General features: G+C 73.2%; 16 protein-coding genes and 1 pseudogene. 13 read left to right on the top strand and 4 right to left on the bottom strand.

Annotated features, from left to right (window positions below):
* Positions 1-83, top strand: a pseudogene (locus MTDSW087_RS28740) (IS5/IS1182 family transposase); the annotation flags it as partial.
* 128 nt (positions 84-211) lie between these two features.
* On the opposite strand, the gene MTDSW087_RS28735 reads toward MTDSW087_RS28740, so the two are convergent.
* Positions 212-478, bottom strand: a complete 267-nt coding sequence (locus MTDSW087_RS28735; protein WP_144769054.1) for a hypothetical protein — start codon at positions 476-478, stop codon at positions 212-214.
* A gap of 138 nt (positions 479-616) precedes the next feature.
* Between MTDSW087_RS28735 and MTDSW087_RS28730 the strand changes: the two genes are divergently transcribed.
* Positions 617-2,098: an MFS transporter gene (locus MTDSW087_RS28730; protein ID WP_144769052.1), complete on the top strand. Its 1,482-nt coding sequence runs from the start codon at positions 617-619 to the stop codon at positions 2,096-2,098.
* A 122-nt stretch (positions 2,099-2,220) separates the two neighbouring features.
* Here MTDSW087_RS28730 and MTDSW087_RS28725 read toward each other — a convergent pair whose 3' ends face one another.
* Entirely contained in the window at positions 2,221-3,000 is a 780-nt protein-coding gene (locus MTDSW087_RS28725; protein WP_144769050.1) for a DUF1499 domain-containing protein, read from the bottom strand.
* Positions 3,001-3,141: 141 nt separating this feature from the next.
* Between MTDSW087_RS28725 and MTDSW087_RS28720 the strand changes: the two genes are divergently transcribed.
* Positions 3,142-3,603, top strand: a complete 462-nt coding sequence (locus MTDSW087_RS28720; RefSeq protein ID WP_144769049.1) for a MarR family winged helix-turn-helix transcriptional regulator — start codon at positions 3,142-3,144, stop codon at positions 3,601-3,603.
* 109 nt (positions 3,604-3,712) lie between these two features.
* Here the strand turns inward: MTDSW087_RS28720 and MTDSW087_RS28715 are convergent, their stop codons facing one another.
* Entirely contained in the window at positions 3,713-4,288 is a 576-nt protein-coding gene (locus tag MTDSW087_RS28715) for a carboxymuconolactone decarboxylase family protein (protein ID WP_144769048.1), read from the bottom strand.
* A 216-nt stretch (positions 4,289-4,504) separates the two neighbouring features.
* Here MTDSW087_RS28715 and MTDSW087_RS28710 point away from each other — a divergent pair, with 216 nt between their 5' ends.
* The 5 genes from MTDSW087_RS28710 (at position 4,505) to MTDSW087_RS28690 (ending at position 7,754) form a co-directional block, all read left to right on the top strand.
* A complete protein-coding gene (locus tag MTDSW087_RS28710; protein WP_144769060.1) occupies positions 4,505-5,227 on the top strand; it encodes an SDR family NAD(P)-dependent oxidoreductase in 723 nt (240 codons plus the stop codon).
* On the top strand, positions 5,220-6,314 hold the full coding sequence (locus MTDSW087_RS28705; protein WP_144769046.1) for a hypothetical protein: 1,095 nt from the start codon (positions 5,220-5,222) through the stop codon (positions 6,312-6,314). The genes MTDSW087_RS28710 and MTDSW087_RS28705 overlap by 8 nt, the downstream gene beginning before the upstream one ends.
* Positions 6,311-6,769: an NUDIX hydrolase gene (locus MTDSW087_RS28700; protein ID WP_144769044.1), complete on the top strand. Its 459-nt coding sequence runs from the start codon at positions 6,311-6,313 to the stop codon at positions 6,767-6,769. Before MTDSW087_RS28705 ends, MTDSW087_RS28700 begins: the two co-directional genes overlap by 4 nt.
* Before the next feature lie 167 nt (positions 6,770-6,936).
* Positions 6,937-7,338: a TIGR02301 family protein gene (locus MTDSW087_RS28695; protein ID WP_144769058.1), complete on the top strand. Its 402-nt coding sequence runs from the start codon at positions 6,937-6,939 to the stop codon at positions 7,336-7,338.
* A 158-nt stretch (positions 7,339-7,496) separates the two neighbouring features.
* A complete protein-coding gene (locus tag MTDSW087_RS28690) occupies positions 7,497-7,754 on the top strand; it encodes a hypothetical protein (protein ID WP_142583837.1) in 258 nt (85 codons plus the stop codon).
* Positions 7,755-8,001: 247 nt separating this feature from the next.
* On the opposite strand, the gene MTDSW087_RS28685 is transcribed toward MTDSW087_RS28690, so the two are convergent.
* The gene (locus MTDSW087_RS28685) at positions 8,002-9,336 is read right to left on the bottom strand and encodes a dihydroorotase (protein ID WP_144769042.1); all 1,335 of its coding nucleotides are present in this window, start codon (positions 9,334-9,336) and stop codon (positions 8,002-8,004) included.
* A gap of 103 nt (positions 9,337-9,439) precedes the next feature.
* Here MTDSW087_RS28685 and ygfZ point away from each other — a divergent pair, with 103 nt between their 5' ends.
* The 5 genes from ygfZ to MTDSW087_RS28660 all read left to right on the top strand — a co-directional run bounded on the left by ygfZ (position 9,440) and on the right by MTDSW087_RS28660 (position 12,479).
* The gene (ygfZ, locus tag MTDSW087_RS28680) at positions 9,440-10,297 is read left to right on the top strand and encodes a CAF17-like 4Fe-4S cluster assembly/insertion protein YgfZ (protein WP_144769040.1); all 858 of its coding nucleotides are present in this window, start codon (positions 9,440-9,442) and stop codon (positions 10,295-10,297) included.
* Between the two features lie 39 nt (positions 10,298-10,336).
* On the top strand, positions 10,337-10,951 hold the full coding sequence (locus MTDSW087_RS28675) for a DNA-3-methyladenine glycosylase I (protein ID WP_144769038.1): 615 nt from the start codon (positions 10,337-10,339) through the stop codon (positions 10,949-10,951).
* Positions 10,952-10,980: 29 nt separating this feature from the next.
* A complete protein-coding gene (locus MTDSW087_RS28670; RefSeq protein WP_144769056.1) occupies positions 10,981-11,541 on the top strand; it encodes an HD domain-containing protein in 561 nt (186 codons plus the stop codon).
* A gap of 16 nt (positions 11,542-11,557) precedes the next feature.
* On the top strand, positions 11,558-12,070 hold the full coding sequence (locus MTDSW087_RS28665) for a tyrosine phosphatase family protein (RefSeq protein ID WP_144769036.1): 513 nt from the start codon (positions 11,558-11,560) through the stop codon (positions 12,068-12,070).
* Between the two features lie 148 nt (positions 12,071-12,218).
* On the top strand, positions 12,219-12,479 hold the full coding sequence (locus MTDSW087_RS28660) for an exodeoxyribonuclease VII small subunit (RefSeq protein ID WP_144769034.1): 261 nt from the start codon (positions 12,219-12,221) through the stop codon (positions 12,477-12,479).
* The last annotated feature ends 155 nt before the right edge of the window (positions 12,480-12,634 follow it).

Here is a 12,634-nt window from a genome sequence, read left to right as displayed (position 1 = left end):
TCGCCACGCGCTACGACAAGGACCCCGACAACTTCCTCGCCAGCGTCAAGCTCGCAGCCCTGCGGGTCTGGCTGCGAACTTAATGAGTCCGCGACCTAGAGAGCTCTCCGCCGAAGTGGGCACCGGTTCGGCGCAAGAGAGCGCGTCATAACAAAAGCTTAGAGCCGTTCCTGATTGCAACGCGATCGGGAACGGCTCTAGGCGGCGCTCGTCACCACCGCGCCTCGGTGAGCGCCGGATAGACCATGCGCACGTTGCGGCGCGTCTCCGGGATCTCGGTGACGGGCCGCCCGCGCGCGTCGCGCTGCGGCGGGGCGGCCGCGTCGCCGGCCGGGCGCAGGCGCCAGACCTCGGCGCCGAGCTCGATGCGGGGGCGGGCCACGCCCGGGCCGTTCTCGGCGGCACGGGCCGGGACGAGGCCGGCGAGGAGCGCGAGCAGGAGGATCCGGCCGGCCCGGCCGGGAGTTTGGGACGTCATGGGAGGGCATTCCGAAGGAACGCCCTAGTTGGCACCGGGTCCGGTGAAGGCCGCTCTCAACGGGGTGTCGGGATTACGACTTCCCAACACCCGCGGCTCCGTCGTGAACATCTCTTCCGAGACAAGGTAAACACCTCCATGGCGAGCAAGGTCGAGACCGGACGCGAGGCCGGCGCCACCCCGGAGCGGGCCCCGGTCGGCGCGGTGATCGATACCGACATCTCGGCGCGGCTCGACCGCCTGCCCTGGGGTCGCTTCCATGTCCTCGTCATCGTCGCGCTCGGCATCACCTGGGTGCTCGACGGGCTGGAGGTGACGCTCGCCGGCTCGCTGGTCGGCGCGCTGCGGCAGCCGCCCATGTCCTTCACCGAGTTCGACGTGGGGTTGGCGGCGAGTTCCTACCTCGTCGGTGCGGTGACGGGCGCGGTCGGCTTCGGCTGGCTCACCGACCGGATCGGGCGCAAGAAGCTGTTCTTCATCACGCTCGCCCTCTACCTCTGCGCCACCGCGGCGACGGGCCTGTCGTGGAACATCTACAGCTTCTGCATCTTCCGCTTCCTCACGGGGGCGGGGATCGGCGGCGAGTACACGGCGATCAACTCCACCATCCAGGAGCTGGTCCCGGCGAGCGCGCGCGGCTGGACGAACCTCGTCATCAACGGCTCGTTCTGGATCGGCGCGGCGCTCGGCTCCTTCCTGTCGATCGTGCTGCTGCGGCCGGAGGTGATCGACCCGGCCTGGGGCTGGCGCGTGGCCTTCTTCGTGGGTGGCGGCATCGGCCTCGCCATCCTGTTCCTGCGCCGCTGGATCCCGGAGAGCCCGCGCTGGCTCGTCACCCACGGCTACGCGGCCGAGGCCGACCGGGTGGTGACGGGCATCGAGAAGCGCTTCACCGACCACGGCGTCACCCTGCCCCCGCCCGACGGCTCGAAGCACAACCGGCTCAAGGTCCGGCACCACACCCCGCTCTCGGAGGTGGCGCAGGCGATGTTCGTGACGAGCCGCAAGCAGACGCTGGTGGGGCTGTGCCTGATGATCGGCCAGGCCTTCTTCTACAACGCGCTGTTCTTCACCTACGCCCTGGTGCTGGAGCGCTTCTACGGCGTGCCGGGCGGCCATGTCGGCTGGTACCTGCTGCCCTTCGCGCTCGGCTCCTTCCTCGGACCCGTGGTGCTCGGGCGCTTCTTCGACACGGTCGGGCGCCGGCCGATGATCGCCTTCACCTACGGCATCTCGGCGGTGCTGCTCGCCATCGCCGGCTACCTGTTCAAGATCGAGGCGCTCGGCGCCACCGGGCAGACGGCGGCCTGGATGGTGGTGTTCTTCTTCGCCTCCGCCGCGGCGAGCTCGGCCTACCTGACCGTGGCCGAGACCTTCCCGCTCGAGATCCGGGCGCTCGCCATCGCGGCCTTCTACGCGCTCGGCACCGGGATCGGCGGCGTCTCGGGGCCGCTCCTGTTCGGGACTCTGGTCGAGAGCGGCTCGCGCGGTGCAGTCTTCGCCGGCTACCTGTTGGGCGCCGCGCTCATGCTGATCGCCTCGGTGGTCGGCTGGATCTGGGGCACGGCTGCCGAGGGCAAGTCCCTCGAAGACGTTTCCAAGCCGCTCGCCGCGGCTTGATACCAGAGTGCGGTGATCCCGACGCAGGGTCGGGATCACCGCGCCCGGCGGATGGCGATGAGGTCTGGGATCCCAAAGGGATCATCCCTTTGGCGGGGCGCCGGGGCAGAGCCCCGGTTCGTTCACTTCACGGCGAGCGCGAGATTGGCGACCTCGTCGAGATAGGCCCGGATCCGGTCGGCATTGGCGCCGAAGTCGCGGTCGCCGAGGCGGGAGGCCGAGCGCACGTCGATGCGGGCGCCGTCCGCGCGGGGATGCACGCGCACGGTCACGTCGTCGGGCAGGTTGAGCACGAGGCCGCGCGAGACCGCCTCGATCCGCCCGTTGCCGAGGCGCCCGCCCGGCCGGATCGCCTCGACGATCTGCCATTTCCGGTTCACCGCCGCCTTGCGCGCCAGCTCGAAGGCCTCGTCGGCGTCGATGTCGAGGGTGAGCGGCGCGACCTGCGGATAGGCCGCGCGCTGGCGCTCGCGGGCGGCGGGGCCGGGATCGGCCGGATAGCGGCCGTCCCGGGCGGCGAAGGCGGCGCGCGAGCGCGAGAAGGCGGGCGGATTGTCGACGTCGGTGGTGATGTCGGCGAGCGCCGGCAGGCGCAGGCCGCGGATCGCCGCATAGGCCGGATAGGCCAGGATCACGGCCGCCAGGAACAGCCCGGCCAGGGCCGCGCCGAGGCCCCGCGCGCCCTCCCGCCAGACCCGCACGAAGGCGAAGGCGGCGGCGAGGATCGCCAGGGCCGCGACCCCGAGGCCGGCGGCGAGCGTGGCGAGCGCCGGCACGGTCTCGGCCCGCGGATCGCGCACCAGCACCAGGGCGAGCCCGGTGACGAGGAGCGAGAGCAGGGCGAGCCGGCGCGCCAGCGGGCCGGCGCGGGTGACGGGCTCCTCGAACAGAAGGCGGCGCATGGACACTCGGACGGGGTTTTTCGGGACGGGACCTTACAATCCCCACGACGCGGCAGGAAGCGGAACGGTTGCACCCGGCAGGGGACGGCGCCGCCGGCCCGGATGAAGCTGCGCGGCCACTCTGGTATAGCTTGGAATGCCATGTCGCGTCCCGAGCCCAGCCCGCATGCCGACCCGCTCCGGGTCTGGTTCCGCTTCATCCGCCTGAGCCGCCGGGTCACGGCGGCGATCGGCACGGAGCTGCGCGCGCTCGGCCTCTCGATCCCGCAATTCGACGTGCTCTCGACGCTGACCGAGCGCGAGGGCCTGACCCAGCAGGAGCTGGCCGAGCGGCTCTACGTGACCAAGGGCAACGTCTCGGGGCTGATCGACCGCTTGGTCGAGGCCGGCCTCGTCGAGCGGCGCGCCATCCCCGGCGACCGGCGCTCGCACGCCCTGCACCTGACGGAGGCGGGCCGCGACCTCGCCGTGCGGGGGCTCGCCGCGCAGGCGGCCTATGTCGGGCGCACGCTGGGGCGGATCGCGCCGCAGGACCTCGCCTCCTTCGAGCGGCTGGTGCTGGAATGGCGCGAGCTCGCCCGGGCGGACGGCGCGGCGCGCTAGAGCCGCTCCCGATCACGCTGCCATCAGGAACGGCTCTAAGCCTTTGATTTGACGCGCTCTCTTTCGCCGAACCGGCATCCACTTCGGCGGAGAGCGCTCTGACGAAACGTCAGGGCGTCAGCGGCTTCAGCGGCGGCTCGGTGCCCTCCGGCAGGGCGGTGCGGGCGACGTTCATGGTCATGGCGAGCAGCGCGTAGTAGCCGTTGATGCCGGCGAGATCGATGGCGCCGCGCTCGCCGAAGCGGGCGACGAGGGCGGCGTAGGTGGCGTCCGAGACCGCGCGGTTCCCCTGGAGCTCCGTCGAGAAGGCGTAGGCCAGGGCTTCGTCCGCGCTCATCGTCTCTGGCCGGCGACCCTCCGCGATGGCGGCGGCCGTCTCGGGCAGGACACCCGCCTTGAGGGCGATCGGGTGGTGGATGTGCCACTCGACCTGCTGGCTCCAGAGCCGTGCCACGACGAGGATCGCGAACTCGCTCAGGCCCAGCGGCAGGGCGCTGCGGTAGCGCAGGTACATCCCCATGTCGCTCGCCCGCAGCATCATCTCGGGGCTGCGGATCAGCGGCCAGAACGGGCCGAAGACCGGGGTGCCGCGGGTCTCCGCGAAGGAGGCCGCCGCCGCCCGCTGCTCGGGGCTGAGATCGGCCTCCGGGATCGGCGGCAGGCGGTCGCGGGCGGGGTCGGACATGGCGGGCTCCTCGGGGGCTGCGCCTCGCCAGACACCGGGGCCAGGCCCCGGTCAAGGGCCCCGCGCGCTCGCCCATGCGGCAGCGCACGCCCTGGATTTTCCGCCCCGCAGCGCTTAGACCACCTCCTCAGTCCGTCGGCGGGCGGCGCCTCGCGGCAGCCGCGGATCGCAGCGAGGCAGGCCTTGCCCACACCCGTCAACGAGCGCCGCCGCATCATGCTCCTCACGGGAGCGAGTCGCGGCATCGGCCATGCCACCGTGAAGCGCTTCTCTGCGGCCGGATGGCGCGTCATCACCTGCTCGCGCCACCCCTTCCCCGAGAATTGCCCGTGGGAGATGGGGCCCGAGGACCATCTCCAGGTCGACCTCGCCGACGCCGCCGACACCGAGCGCGGCGTGCGCGAGGTGGCCGAGCGCCTGGCCGCCGAGGGCGGCGTGCTGCACGCCCTCGTCAACAATGCCGGCATCTCGCCCAAGGGGTCGGATGGCGGGCGGCTCGGCGCCATCGCCACCCCCTTCTCCGACTGGCAGCGGGTGTTCCAGGTGAACTTCTTCGCGCCGATCCTGCTCGCCGGAGGGCTGAAGGGGGAGCTCGCCCGGGCCAAGGGCTCGATCGTCAACGTGACCTCGATCGCGGGCTCGCGCGTGCACCCCTTCGCGGGTGCCGCCTACGGCACCTCGAAGGCGGCGCTGGCCGGCCTCACCCGCGAGATGGCCGCGGATTTCGGGCCGCTCGGCGTGCGCGTCAACGCGATCTCCCCCGGCGAGATCGACACCTCGATCCTCTCGCCCGGCACCGAGAAGCTCGTGGAGCAGATCCCGCAGCGCCGGCTCGGCACGCCGGACGAGGTCGCCAAGGCGATCTACTTCCTGTGCACCGAGGCCTCCTCCTACGTGAACGGCGCGGAGCTGCACATCAACGGCGGCCAGCATGTCTGATGCCGCCCGGTGGGCCGGCGCGCTGCTGATCACCCTGGTCGCAGCCGGACCCGCCGCGGCCGAGCCGCAGGTGAGCGTGCTCGACCTGCCCTTCCGCGTCGCCGCCATGCGGGGGCCGACGAGCGAGGTTGCGGTCGCCGTGGCGACCTCCGGCCTGCTGCCGCTCGCCCGGCCGCGCCCCGGCGATCCCGTCCCGGAGACCGGCGAGGAGGATCGCGCGCCGGTGGTCGTGGTCTGGGGCGAAGGCGGAGGCGCGGCGCTGAGCCTCGCCGAGGGGCAGATCCGCACCACCCTGCTCGGCGCCGAGGCGATCGAGGGGCTCGCCGCGGCCGAGACGCCGCGCGGCGCCCTGCCCGGCTCGCGCCGGGCGCTGGCCGGGGCCCTGAGCGCCTACCTCACCGGGCCGACCCGCGGCGGGGGCGGCCTGCCGGGCGCAGCCGCCCTGACCATCCGCGAGCGCCAGCCCATGGCGGTGAGCGCCGATCCGAAGCCGGTGCCGGTCACGACGGCGACGGTCCCGGCCGGTGCCGACGCCGTCTTCTCGACCGCCCGGCCGCGGGCGCTGCGCCTCGCCGGCAAGCCGGCCTTCCTCGCGGCGACCCTCGAGGGGACGGGCGGTGGCCTCGCGCTGATCGGGCGGAAGGAGGGCGCGGACTGGGCCGTCCTCGCGCGCATGCCGGTCCAGGCGGGCGGCCCGGTCCGGCTGGCGGCGGTCGGCCCCTTCTCGGCGCCCGGCGCGCCGCAGGCCGCCGCCGTGCGGGCCGACGGCACGCTTCAGGTCTGGTCCCTCGCGGCCGACGCCCTCGCCCTGGTCGGCGAGGCCCCGGGCTACGGTGCCGGCCCGCCCGAGGCCGACCTCGCCGCCCTCGTCGAGCCGGACAAGGACGGCCCCGCCGAGCTCGCCCTCCCCGCTGCGGGCGGCACCGCGCTCGCCGTGGTTGGGTTCAAGGGCGGGCCGCCGCGCGAGCGCCTGCGTGCCCCCCTGCCCGCCCCCGCCGCCACCGGAGTCGCCGCCCTCGGGCGCGGGGCATCCTCCCGCCTCCTCGTCGGGCTCGCGGACGGTCGCGTCGCCGTGGTGGCGCCGTGAGCGGGCCCGAGACGCGCCTCTTCCCGGCACGGCCCATCGTCGGCGCCTCGATCGCGGTGATCCGCGACGGCCGGGTGCTGCTCGCCGCCCGCGCCAACGAGCCGATGCGCGGCGTCTGGACGCTGCCCGGCGGCAAGGTCGAGGCGGGCGAGACTTTGGCCGAGGCGGCGTTGCGCGAACTGCAGGAGGAGGTCGGCCTGGAGGCGCAGGTGGTCGGCGTGCTGACCCCCACCGAGATCATCGAGCGCGATGGCGAGGGCCGCGCCCGCCACCATTACGTGGTGCTGCCCCACGCCGCCCTGTGGACGGCGGGCGAGCCGATGCCGGGGCCGGAGGCGCTCGGCGTGCGCTGGGCCCGGCTCGACGAGGTCGCCGGCCTCGAGACCACGCCCGGCCTGATCGGCACGCTCACGGAAGCCTTCGCCCGGGTCGCCGCCCTGGAGCCCACCCTGTGACGGACCACGGCCGGGATTCCAAAGGGATCATCCCTTTGGCGGGTCCAGGGCGGAGCCCTGGGGATGAAAGCCAGGGCTCCGCCCCGGCACCCTGCCAAAGGGACTTGTCCCTTTGGAATCCCAGGATCGTGCGGGCCTGCGCCGCCCTGCTCTGCTGCCTCTCCCTGATGGGGGCCGGCTCGCCCGCCGAGGCCCAGCAGCGCGGGGCCCGGCCGGCCCAGAAGGCTCCGGAGAAGGAAAAGGAGCCGCCCCCGCCGCCCGAGCAGCCGGCGCCCTACGACCGCGACCTGATGCGGCTCGCCGAGATCATCGGGTCGCTGGCCTTCCTGCGCGGTCTCTGCGCCGCCCCCGACGCGGCGGAATGGCCCAACCGGATGAAGGCCCTGATCGAGGCCGAGGGCGTCACTCCCAACCGGCGCGACCGCCTCGCCGGCGCCTTCAACCGCGGCTACCGCGCCTATGCGGTGACCTACCGGATCTGCACGCCCGCGGCGCAGGAGGCGGTGACCCGCTTCGTCGCCGAGGGCGAGCGCCTGTCCCACGGCCTGGCCGGCCGTTTCGGGGGCTGATGCACGCGCGCAACACCCGTGGATCCGTTGCGGGAAAGTGCAAATCCTCCGGGCCGCGTTAACCGACGCGAAATTCCCGACTGGTCGGCGCCCTTCGAGCCGCCTATCATTCGTCCTGTCGCCGGGTCACGAACCCGGCGCGAGGGAAACGACGCGCCATGCTTCACCAGACCTTTCACCCTACCCCGGTCGAGGCCGATGTGGAGGAGAAGCGCGTCGCCTTGAGTTACGTCTCGGAGGCATTCGCCGAAGGCTGCCTCGACGGGCTCGACGCCGATTGCATGGCCCAGGCCGCCCTGTTCGCGGCCTTCCAGGAACTCGTCACCACCTATGGCGAGGAGGCCACGGCCCGCTACGCCGAAGGATTCCCCGAGCGCATCCGCGGCGGCGCCTTCACCACGACGCTGCAGCACTGAGGATCGGGCGCACGGAAGCGGAGATCCTGACCGACGCACGGGCCTGACGCGGGTCCCCCTCTCCCCGCCCGGCGGGGAGAGGCCCACAGGCACCTTGTCGAGCCTGTGGGAAGCGGAGGCGAAGCCGAAGCGGTGGTGAATCCGGAAGAGACTTCATCGGAATCGCTCCTTCACCTTCGGCTGAGCCCTCTCCCCGCAAGCGGGGCGAGGGATTGCACGGGGCCGATCCGATCGGCCGGAAGCCGTATCAGCCTGCCAGCGCCTCCTCGAACAGCACCGCCTCGCCTCGGGACGGCGCCGTCAGGATCCCGTCCCACATCACCCGCGCGCCGCGCACCACGGTGCCGACCGGCCAGCCGGTGACGGTGACGCCGTCATAGGGCGTCCAGCCGCATTTCGAGGCGATCCAGCCGTTGCGGATGGTCTCGCGCCGCTTCAGGTCCACCACCGTCACATCGGCATCGTAGCCGACCGCGAGGCGGCCCTTGCGGGCGATGCCGAACAGCCGCTTCGGGCCGGCGCTGGTGAGGTCCACGAGGCGGGCGAGCGAGAGCCGGCCCGCCGCCACGTGGTCGAGCATCGTCGGCACCAGCGTCTGCACGCCGGTCATGCCGGAGGGCGAATCCGGGTAGGGCTTGGCCTTCTCCTCCAGCGTATGCGGCGCGTGGTCGGAGCCGAGCACGTCGGCGACGCCCTGGCTCAAGCCGCGCCAGATCCCGGCCCGGTGCTCGGCGTCGCGCACGGGCGGGTTCATCTGCACCAGCGTGCCGAGGCGGGGATAGGCCTCGGTGCCGTCGAGGGTGAGGTGGTGCGGCGTCACCTCGCAGCTCGCCACGTCCTTGTGCTCGGCGAGGAAGACCATCTCCTCCTTCGTGGAGATGTGCAGGATGTGGATGCGCGCGCCGGTCTCGTGGGCGAGCGCCACGAGGCGCTCGGTGGCCTTGAGCGCGGCCTCGGGCGAGCGCCAGACCGGGTGCGAGGCAGGGTCGTTCGGCACGCGCAGGGTCTTGCGCTCGCGCAGCATCGGCTCGTCCTCGGCGTGGAAGGCGGCGCGGCGGCGGATGTTCCGGAGGATGGCGCGCACGCCCGCATCGTCCTCCACCAGCAGCGCGCCGGTGGAGGAGCCGACGAAGACCTTGATGCCCGCCGCCCCGGGCAGGCGCTCCAGCTCGGCCACCTTGTCGGCGTTCTCGTGCGTGCCGCCGACCCAGAAGGCGAAGTCGCAATGCATGCGGTGATGCGCGCGCGACACCTTGTCGGCCAGCGTCTCGGCGCTCGTGGTGAGCGGATTGGTGTTCGGCATCTCGAACACCGCCGTCACGCCGCCCATCACCGCGGCGCGCGAGCCGGATTCGAGATCCTCCTTGTGGTCGAGGCCGGGCTCGCGGAAATGCACCTGGCTGTCGATGACGCCGGGCAGGAGGTGGAGGCCGGTGCAATCCTGCCGCTCCGCCGCGTCGGCGCGCCCGAGATCGCCGATCTCGGCGATGCGCCCGGCCCGGATGCCGAGATCGGCCCGATGCTCGCCGTCGTGGTTGACCACGGTGCCGCCAGTGAGGACGAGGTCGAAGGGCTGGTCCATCGGAGATCTCCCGGGCGGTTGAGGCGCTGTCCCGCGGGGCTTATGTCACGCCCGGCTCCCGTGCAAAGCCCCGGGAGGGCCACGACGAGGATCAGGACCTGTCATGCCGATCGCGCTTCTGCCGGACCGCGCCCTCGTCACGGTGACGGGCGAGGACGCGACCGACCTGCTCCAGGGCGTGCTGACCTGCAACGTCGCCAATCTGGGTGAGGCCGAGGCGCGGCTCGGCGCCTTGCTGACGCCACAGGGCAAGATCCTGTTCGACTTCCTGATCTCGCGGGTGGCGGGCGGCTTCCGCCTCGACTGCGCCGCCGACCAGGCCGCAGGCCTCGCCCGGCGCCTGGGCCTCTACCGCCTGCGCGCCAAGGTCGAGATCGCCGCCGACCCGACTGTGGCGGTCGCCTCCGCCTGGGATGGCGCCGCCCCGTCGGCCGAGGTCGAGCGCGCGGCCGATGCCCGCGCCGTCGATCTCGGCGCCCGCCTCTACGCCGAGGAGGGCGCCTTCTCGGCGGATGCGAGCGCGCAGGATTACCACGCCCACCGCATCGCCCTCGCGGTGCCCGAGGGCGGGCGCGACTTCGCCTATGGCGACGCCTTCCCGCACGAGGCGCTGATGGACCAGCTCGGCGGCGTGGATTTCCGGAAGGGCTGCTATGTCGGCCAGGAGGTGGTCTCGCGCATGCAGCACCGCGGCACCGCCCGCACCCGGCTGCTCGCCGCGCGCTATCCCGAGGGCGAGGCCGTGGCCCCCGGCACCGAGGTGACGGCCGGGGGGAAGGTGCTCGGCACCACGGGCAGCGCTGCCGGCGCCCGCGGCCTCGCGATGGTCCGCCTCGACCGGCTCGGCGACGCGCTGGCCGCGGGCGAGACGCTGCGGGCCGGCGGCCGCGCGGTGGCGCTGGAGCGACCGGCCTACGCGCAATTCGCGATGCCGGAGGCGGCGGGCGAGCCGGCGGCCTGAGCCATGGCGTTCCGCTCCTGTTCTCGTTAAACCGGGGGCATGTCAGAGACCGGCCTGATCGCCCATCCCGATGGTTGCCCCCGCTGCTGGTGGGCCGGGCTCGACCCCCTCTACGTCGCCTACCACGACACCGAGTGGGGCGTGCCGGAGCATGATGGCCGCGCGCTCTACGAGAAGCTGATCCTCGACGGGTTCCAGGCCGGCCTGTCCTGGATCACCATCCTGCGCCGCCGCGAGGGGTTTCGCGCGGCCTTCGCGGAGTTCGAGCCGGAGCGGATCGCCCGGTTCAGCGCGGACGACGTCGCCCGGCTGATGGGGGACGCCCGCATCATCCGCAACCGGGCCAAGATCGAGGCGACCATCCGCGGCGCCCGCGCCTGGCTGCGGATCGAGGAGAGCGGCGCGGGATTCTCAAGCTTCCTGTGGGATTTCGTGGACGGATCGCCCGTCCAGGGCACGGCCGAGAGCCGGGCCGGCATCCTGCCCGAGACGCCCCTCTCGCGGCGGATCAGCAAGGCCCTGAAGGCGGAGGGGTTCGGCTTCTGCGGGCCGACCATCGTCCACGCTTTCATGCAGGCGACCGGCCTCGTCAACGACCACCTCGTCGGCTGCCACCGCCACGCCCCCTGCGCCGGCCTCGGCGGTCCCCGGTGAGCGCCGCCCCGCCGCGGGCGTGGCAGCGCATGCTCTCGGGGCGCCGCCTCGACCTGCTCGACCCCTCCCCCCTCGACATCGAGCTCGCCGACATCGCCCACGGCCTCGCCCGGGTCGCGCGCTGGAACGGGCAGACGGCGGGCGAGCACGTCTTCTCGGTGGCCCAGCACAGCCTGCTCGTCGAGGCGGTGGGCCGCCATCTCCGGCCCGGCTGCACGCGGGGCGAGGGGCTGGAGCTGCTGATCCACGACGCGCCCGAATACGTGATCGGCGACATCATCTCGCCCCTGAAGGGCGCGATCGGCGACGCCTATCGCGGCGTGGAGCGCCGGCTCCTCGCTGCGATCCGCCGCCGCTTCGGGCTGCCCGCGCCCGATCCTGCCTTCGCCCGCCTCGTGAAGCGCGCCGACCGGATCGCCGCCCATGTGGAGGCGGTGCGGCTCGCGGGCTTCTCCGAATCGGAGGCGGCGCGCTATTTCGGCCGGGCCGAGCCGCTGCCCGAGGCGGTCCTGGCCCTCGCCGAGCCCTGGCCGACCGCTGCGGCGCAGGCGCGCTACCTCGACCGCTTCACCACGCTTGCCGCCGCATAGTCCCGAGATCGCCCCCGTGCCGACCCTCCACGTCTGCTCCCTCGCCCGCCTGCCCGAGACCGTCGCGGCGACCGGCGCCGGCCACGTCCTCAGCCTGCTCACCTCGGGCGCGGCCCCGGAGCTGCCCGCTTCCGTGCCGCCGGAATGCCGGGCGGTGATCGCGGTGAGCGACATCGCCGCGGCGCGCGAGGGCCACGTCCTCGCCGAGGACGCGCATGTGGAGCGGATCCTCGCCTTCATCCGCGCCTGGCCGCGGGAGAAGCCGCTCGTCATCCACTGCTATGCCGGGATCAGCCGCTCGACGGCCGCGGCCTACATCGCCGCCTGCGCGCTCAGCCCGGAGCGCGACGAGGCCGAGCTCGCGCGTGGCTTGCGCGCCGCCTCGCCCTCGGCCACACCCAACCGCCGCTTCGTGGAGCTCGCCGACCGCCTGCTCGGGCGCGAGGGCCGCATGGTCGCGGCGATCGAGTCGATCGGCCGCGGCGCCGACGCCTTCGAGGGCGCGCCCTTCCGCTTCGCCTTCGAGTAGCCGAGCCGCTCCGGCCGCCCCCGCGCGGGTGTGGCCGAACCACGCCAGCCAAGCCGAAAACGGTGGGCCGGCCCGCCTCCGCAGGAGCCCTCGGGTTGTCGCGGAGGCGCGCTCCGCCCTAGAACCGGTCCAAAGGATGCCATCAGGGATGAACGCGAGCCGCCCCGACACCGCCCCGACCGCTCCCGACCTGCCCTTCGAGAAGGCGCTGGAGCAGCTCGAGGAGATCGTCCGCCGCCTGGAGCGCGGCGACGTCCCGCTCGACGAGTCGGTGGCGATCTACGAGCGCGGCGAGATGCTGAAGCGGCATTGCGAGCACTTGCTGAAGCGGGCCGAGGCGCGGATCCAGCGGATCACCCTCGGGCCGGACGGGCGCGCCGAGGGTACGGCGCCCCTCGACGTGGAGTGAGTTCCGCGCCGACCAGCGAGGCCCGCACCGACCCTGGGCCGAGACGAGGTGGACCGTGGCCGAGAGAGAGAGCGTGACGTCGATTCTTGACGGTCTTGAGGAGCCGGCGGCTTTGCGGCGTCTTCCGGAGAGCCGGCTGCCGGCTGTGTCGGAGG

Source organism: Methylobacterium dankookense, from assembly GCF_902141855.1.
Lineage (GTDB): Bacteria > Pseudomonadota > Alphaproteobacteria > Rhizobiales > Beijerinckiaceae > Methylobacterium > Methylobacterium dankookense.
Note: the sequence above shows the minus strand (reverse complement) of the source record. Positions and strands in the feature narration are given on the sequence as shown.

Coding starts and splice junctions, on each gene's coding strand:
- MTDSW087_RS28735 (WP_144769054.1), bottom strand. CDS start 478: ATGACGTCCCAAACTCCCGGCCGGGCCGGCCGGATCCTCCTGCTCGCG.
- MTDSW087_RS28730 (WP_144769052.1), top strand. CDS start 617: ATGGCGAGCAAGGTCGAGACCGGACGCGAGGCCGGCGCCACCCCGGAG.
- MTDSW087_RS28725 (WP_144769050.1), bottom strand. CDS start 3,000: ATGCGCCGCCTTCTGTTCGAGGAGCCCGTCACCCGCGCCGGCCCGCTG.
- MTDSW087_RS28720 (WP_144769049.1), top strand. CDS start 3,142: ATGTCGCGTCCCGAGCCCAGCCCGCATGCCGACCCGCTCCGGGTCTGG.
- MTDSW087_RS28715 (WP_144769048.1), bottom strand. CDS start 4,288: ATGTCCGACCCCGCCCGCGACCGCCTGCCGCCGATCCCGGAGGCCGAT.
- MTDSW087_RS28710 (WP_144769060.1), top strand. CDS start 4,505: ATGCTCCTCACGGGAGCGAGTCGCGGCATCGGCCATGCCACCGTGAAG.
- MTDSW087_RS28705 (WP_144769046.1), top strand. CDS start 5,220: ATGTCTGATGCCGCCCGGTGGGCCGGCGCGCTGCTGATCACCCTGGTC.
- MTDSW087_RS28695 (WP_144769058.1), top strand. CDS start 6,937: ATGGGGGCCGGCTCGCCCGCCGAGGCCCAGCAGCGCGGGGCCCGGCCG.
- MTDSW087_RS28690 (WP_142583837.1), top strand. CDS start 7,497: ATGCTTCACCAGACCTTTCACCCTACCCCGGTCGAGGCCGATGTGGAG.
- MTDSW087_RS28685 (WP_144769042.1), bottom strand. CDS start 9,336: ATGGACCAGCCCTTCGACCTCGTCCTCACTGGCGGCACCGTGGTCAAC.
- ygfZ (WP_144769040.1), top strand. CDS start 9,440: ATGCCGATCGCGCTTCTGCCGGACCGCGCCCTCGTCACGGTGACGGGC.
- MTDSW087_RS28675 (WP_144769038.1), top strand. CDS start 10,337: ATGTCAGAGACCGGCCTGATCGCCCATCCCGATGGTTGCCCCCGCTGC.
- MTDSW087_RS28670 (WP_144769056.1), top strand. CDS start 10,981: ATGCTCTCGGGGCGCCGCCTCGACCTGCTCGACCCCTCCCCCCTCGAC.
- MTDSW087_RS28660 (WP_144769034.1), top strand. CDS start 12,219: ATGAACGCGAGCCGCCCCGACACCGCCCCGACCGCTCCCGACCTGCCC.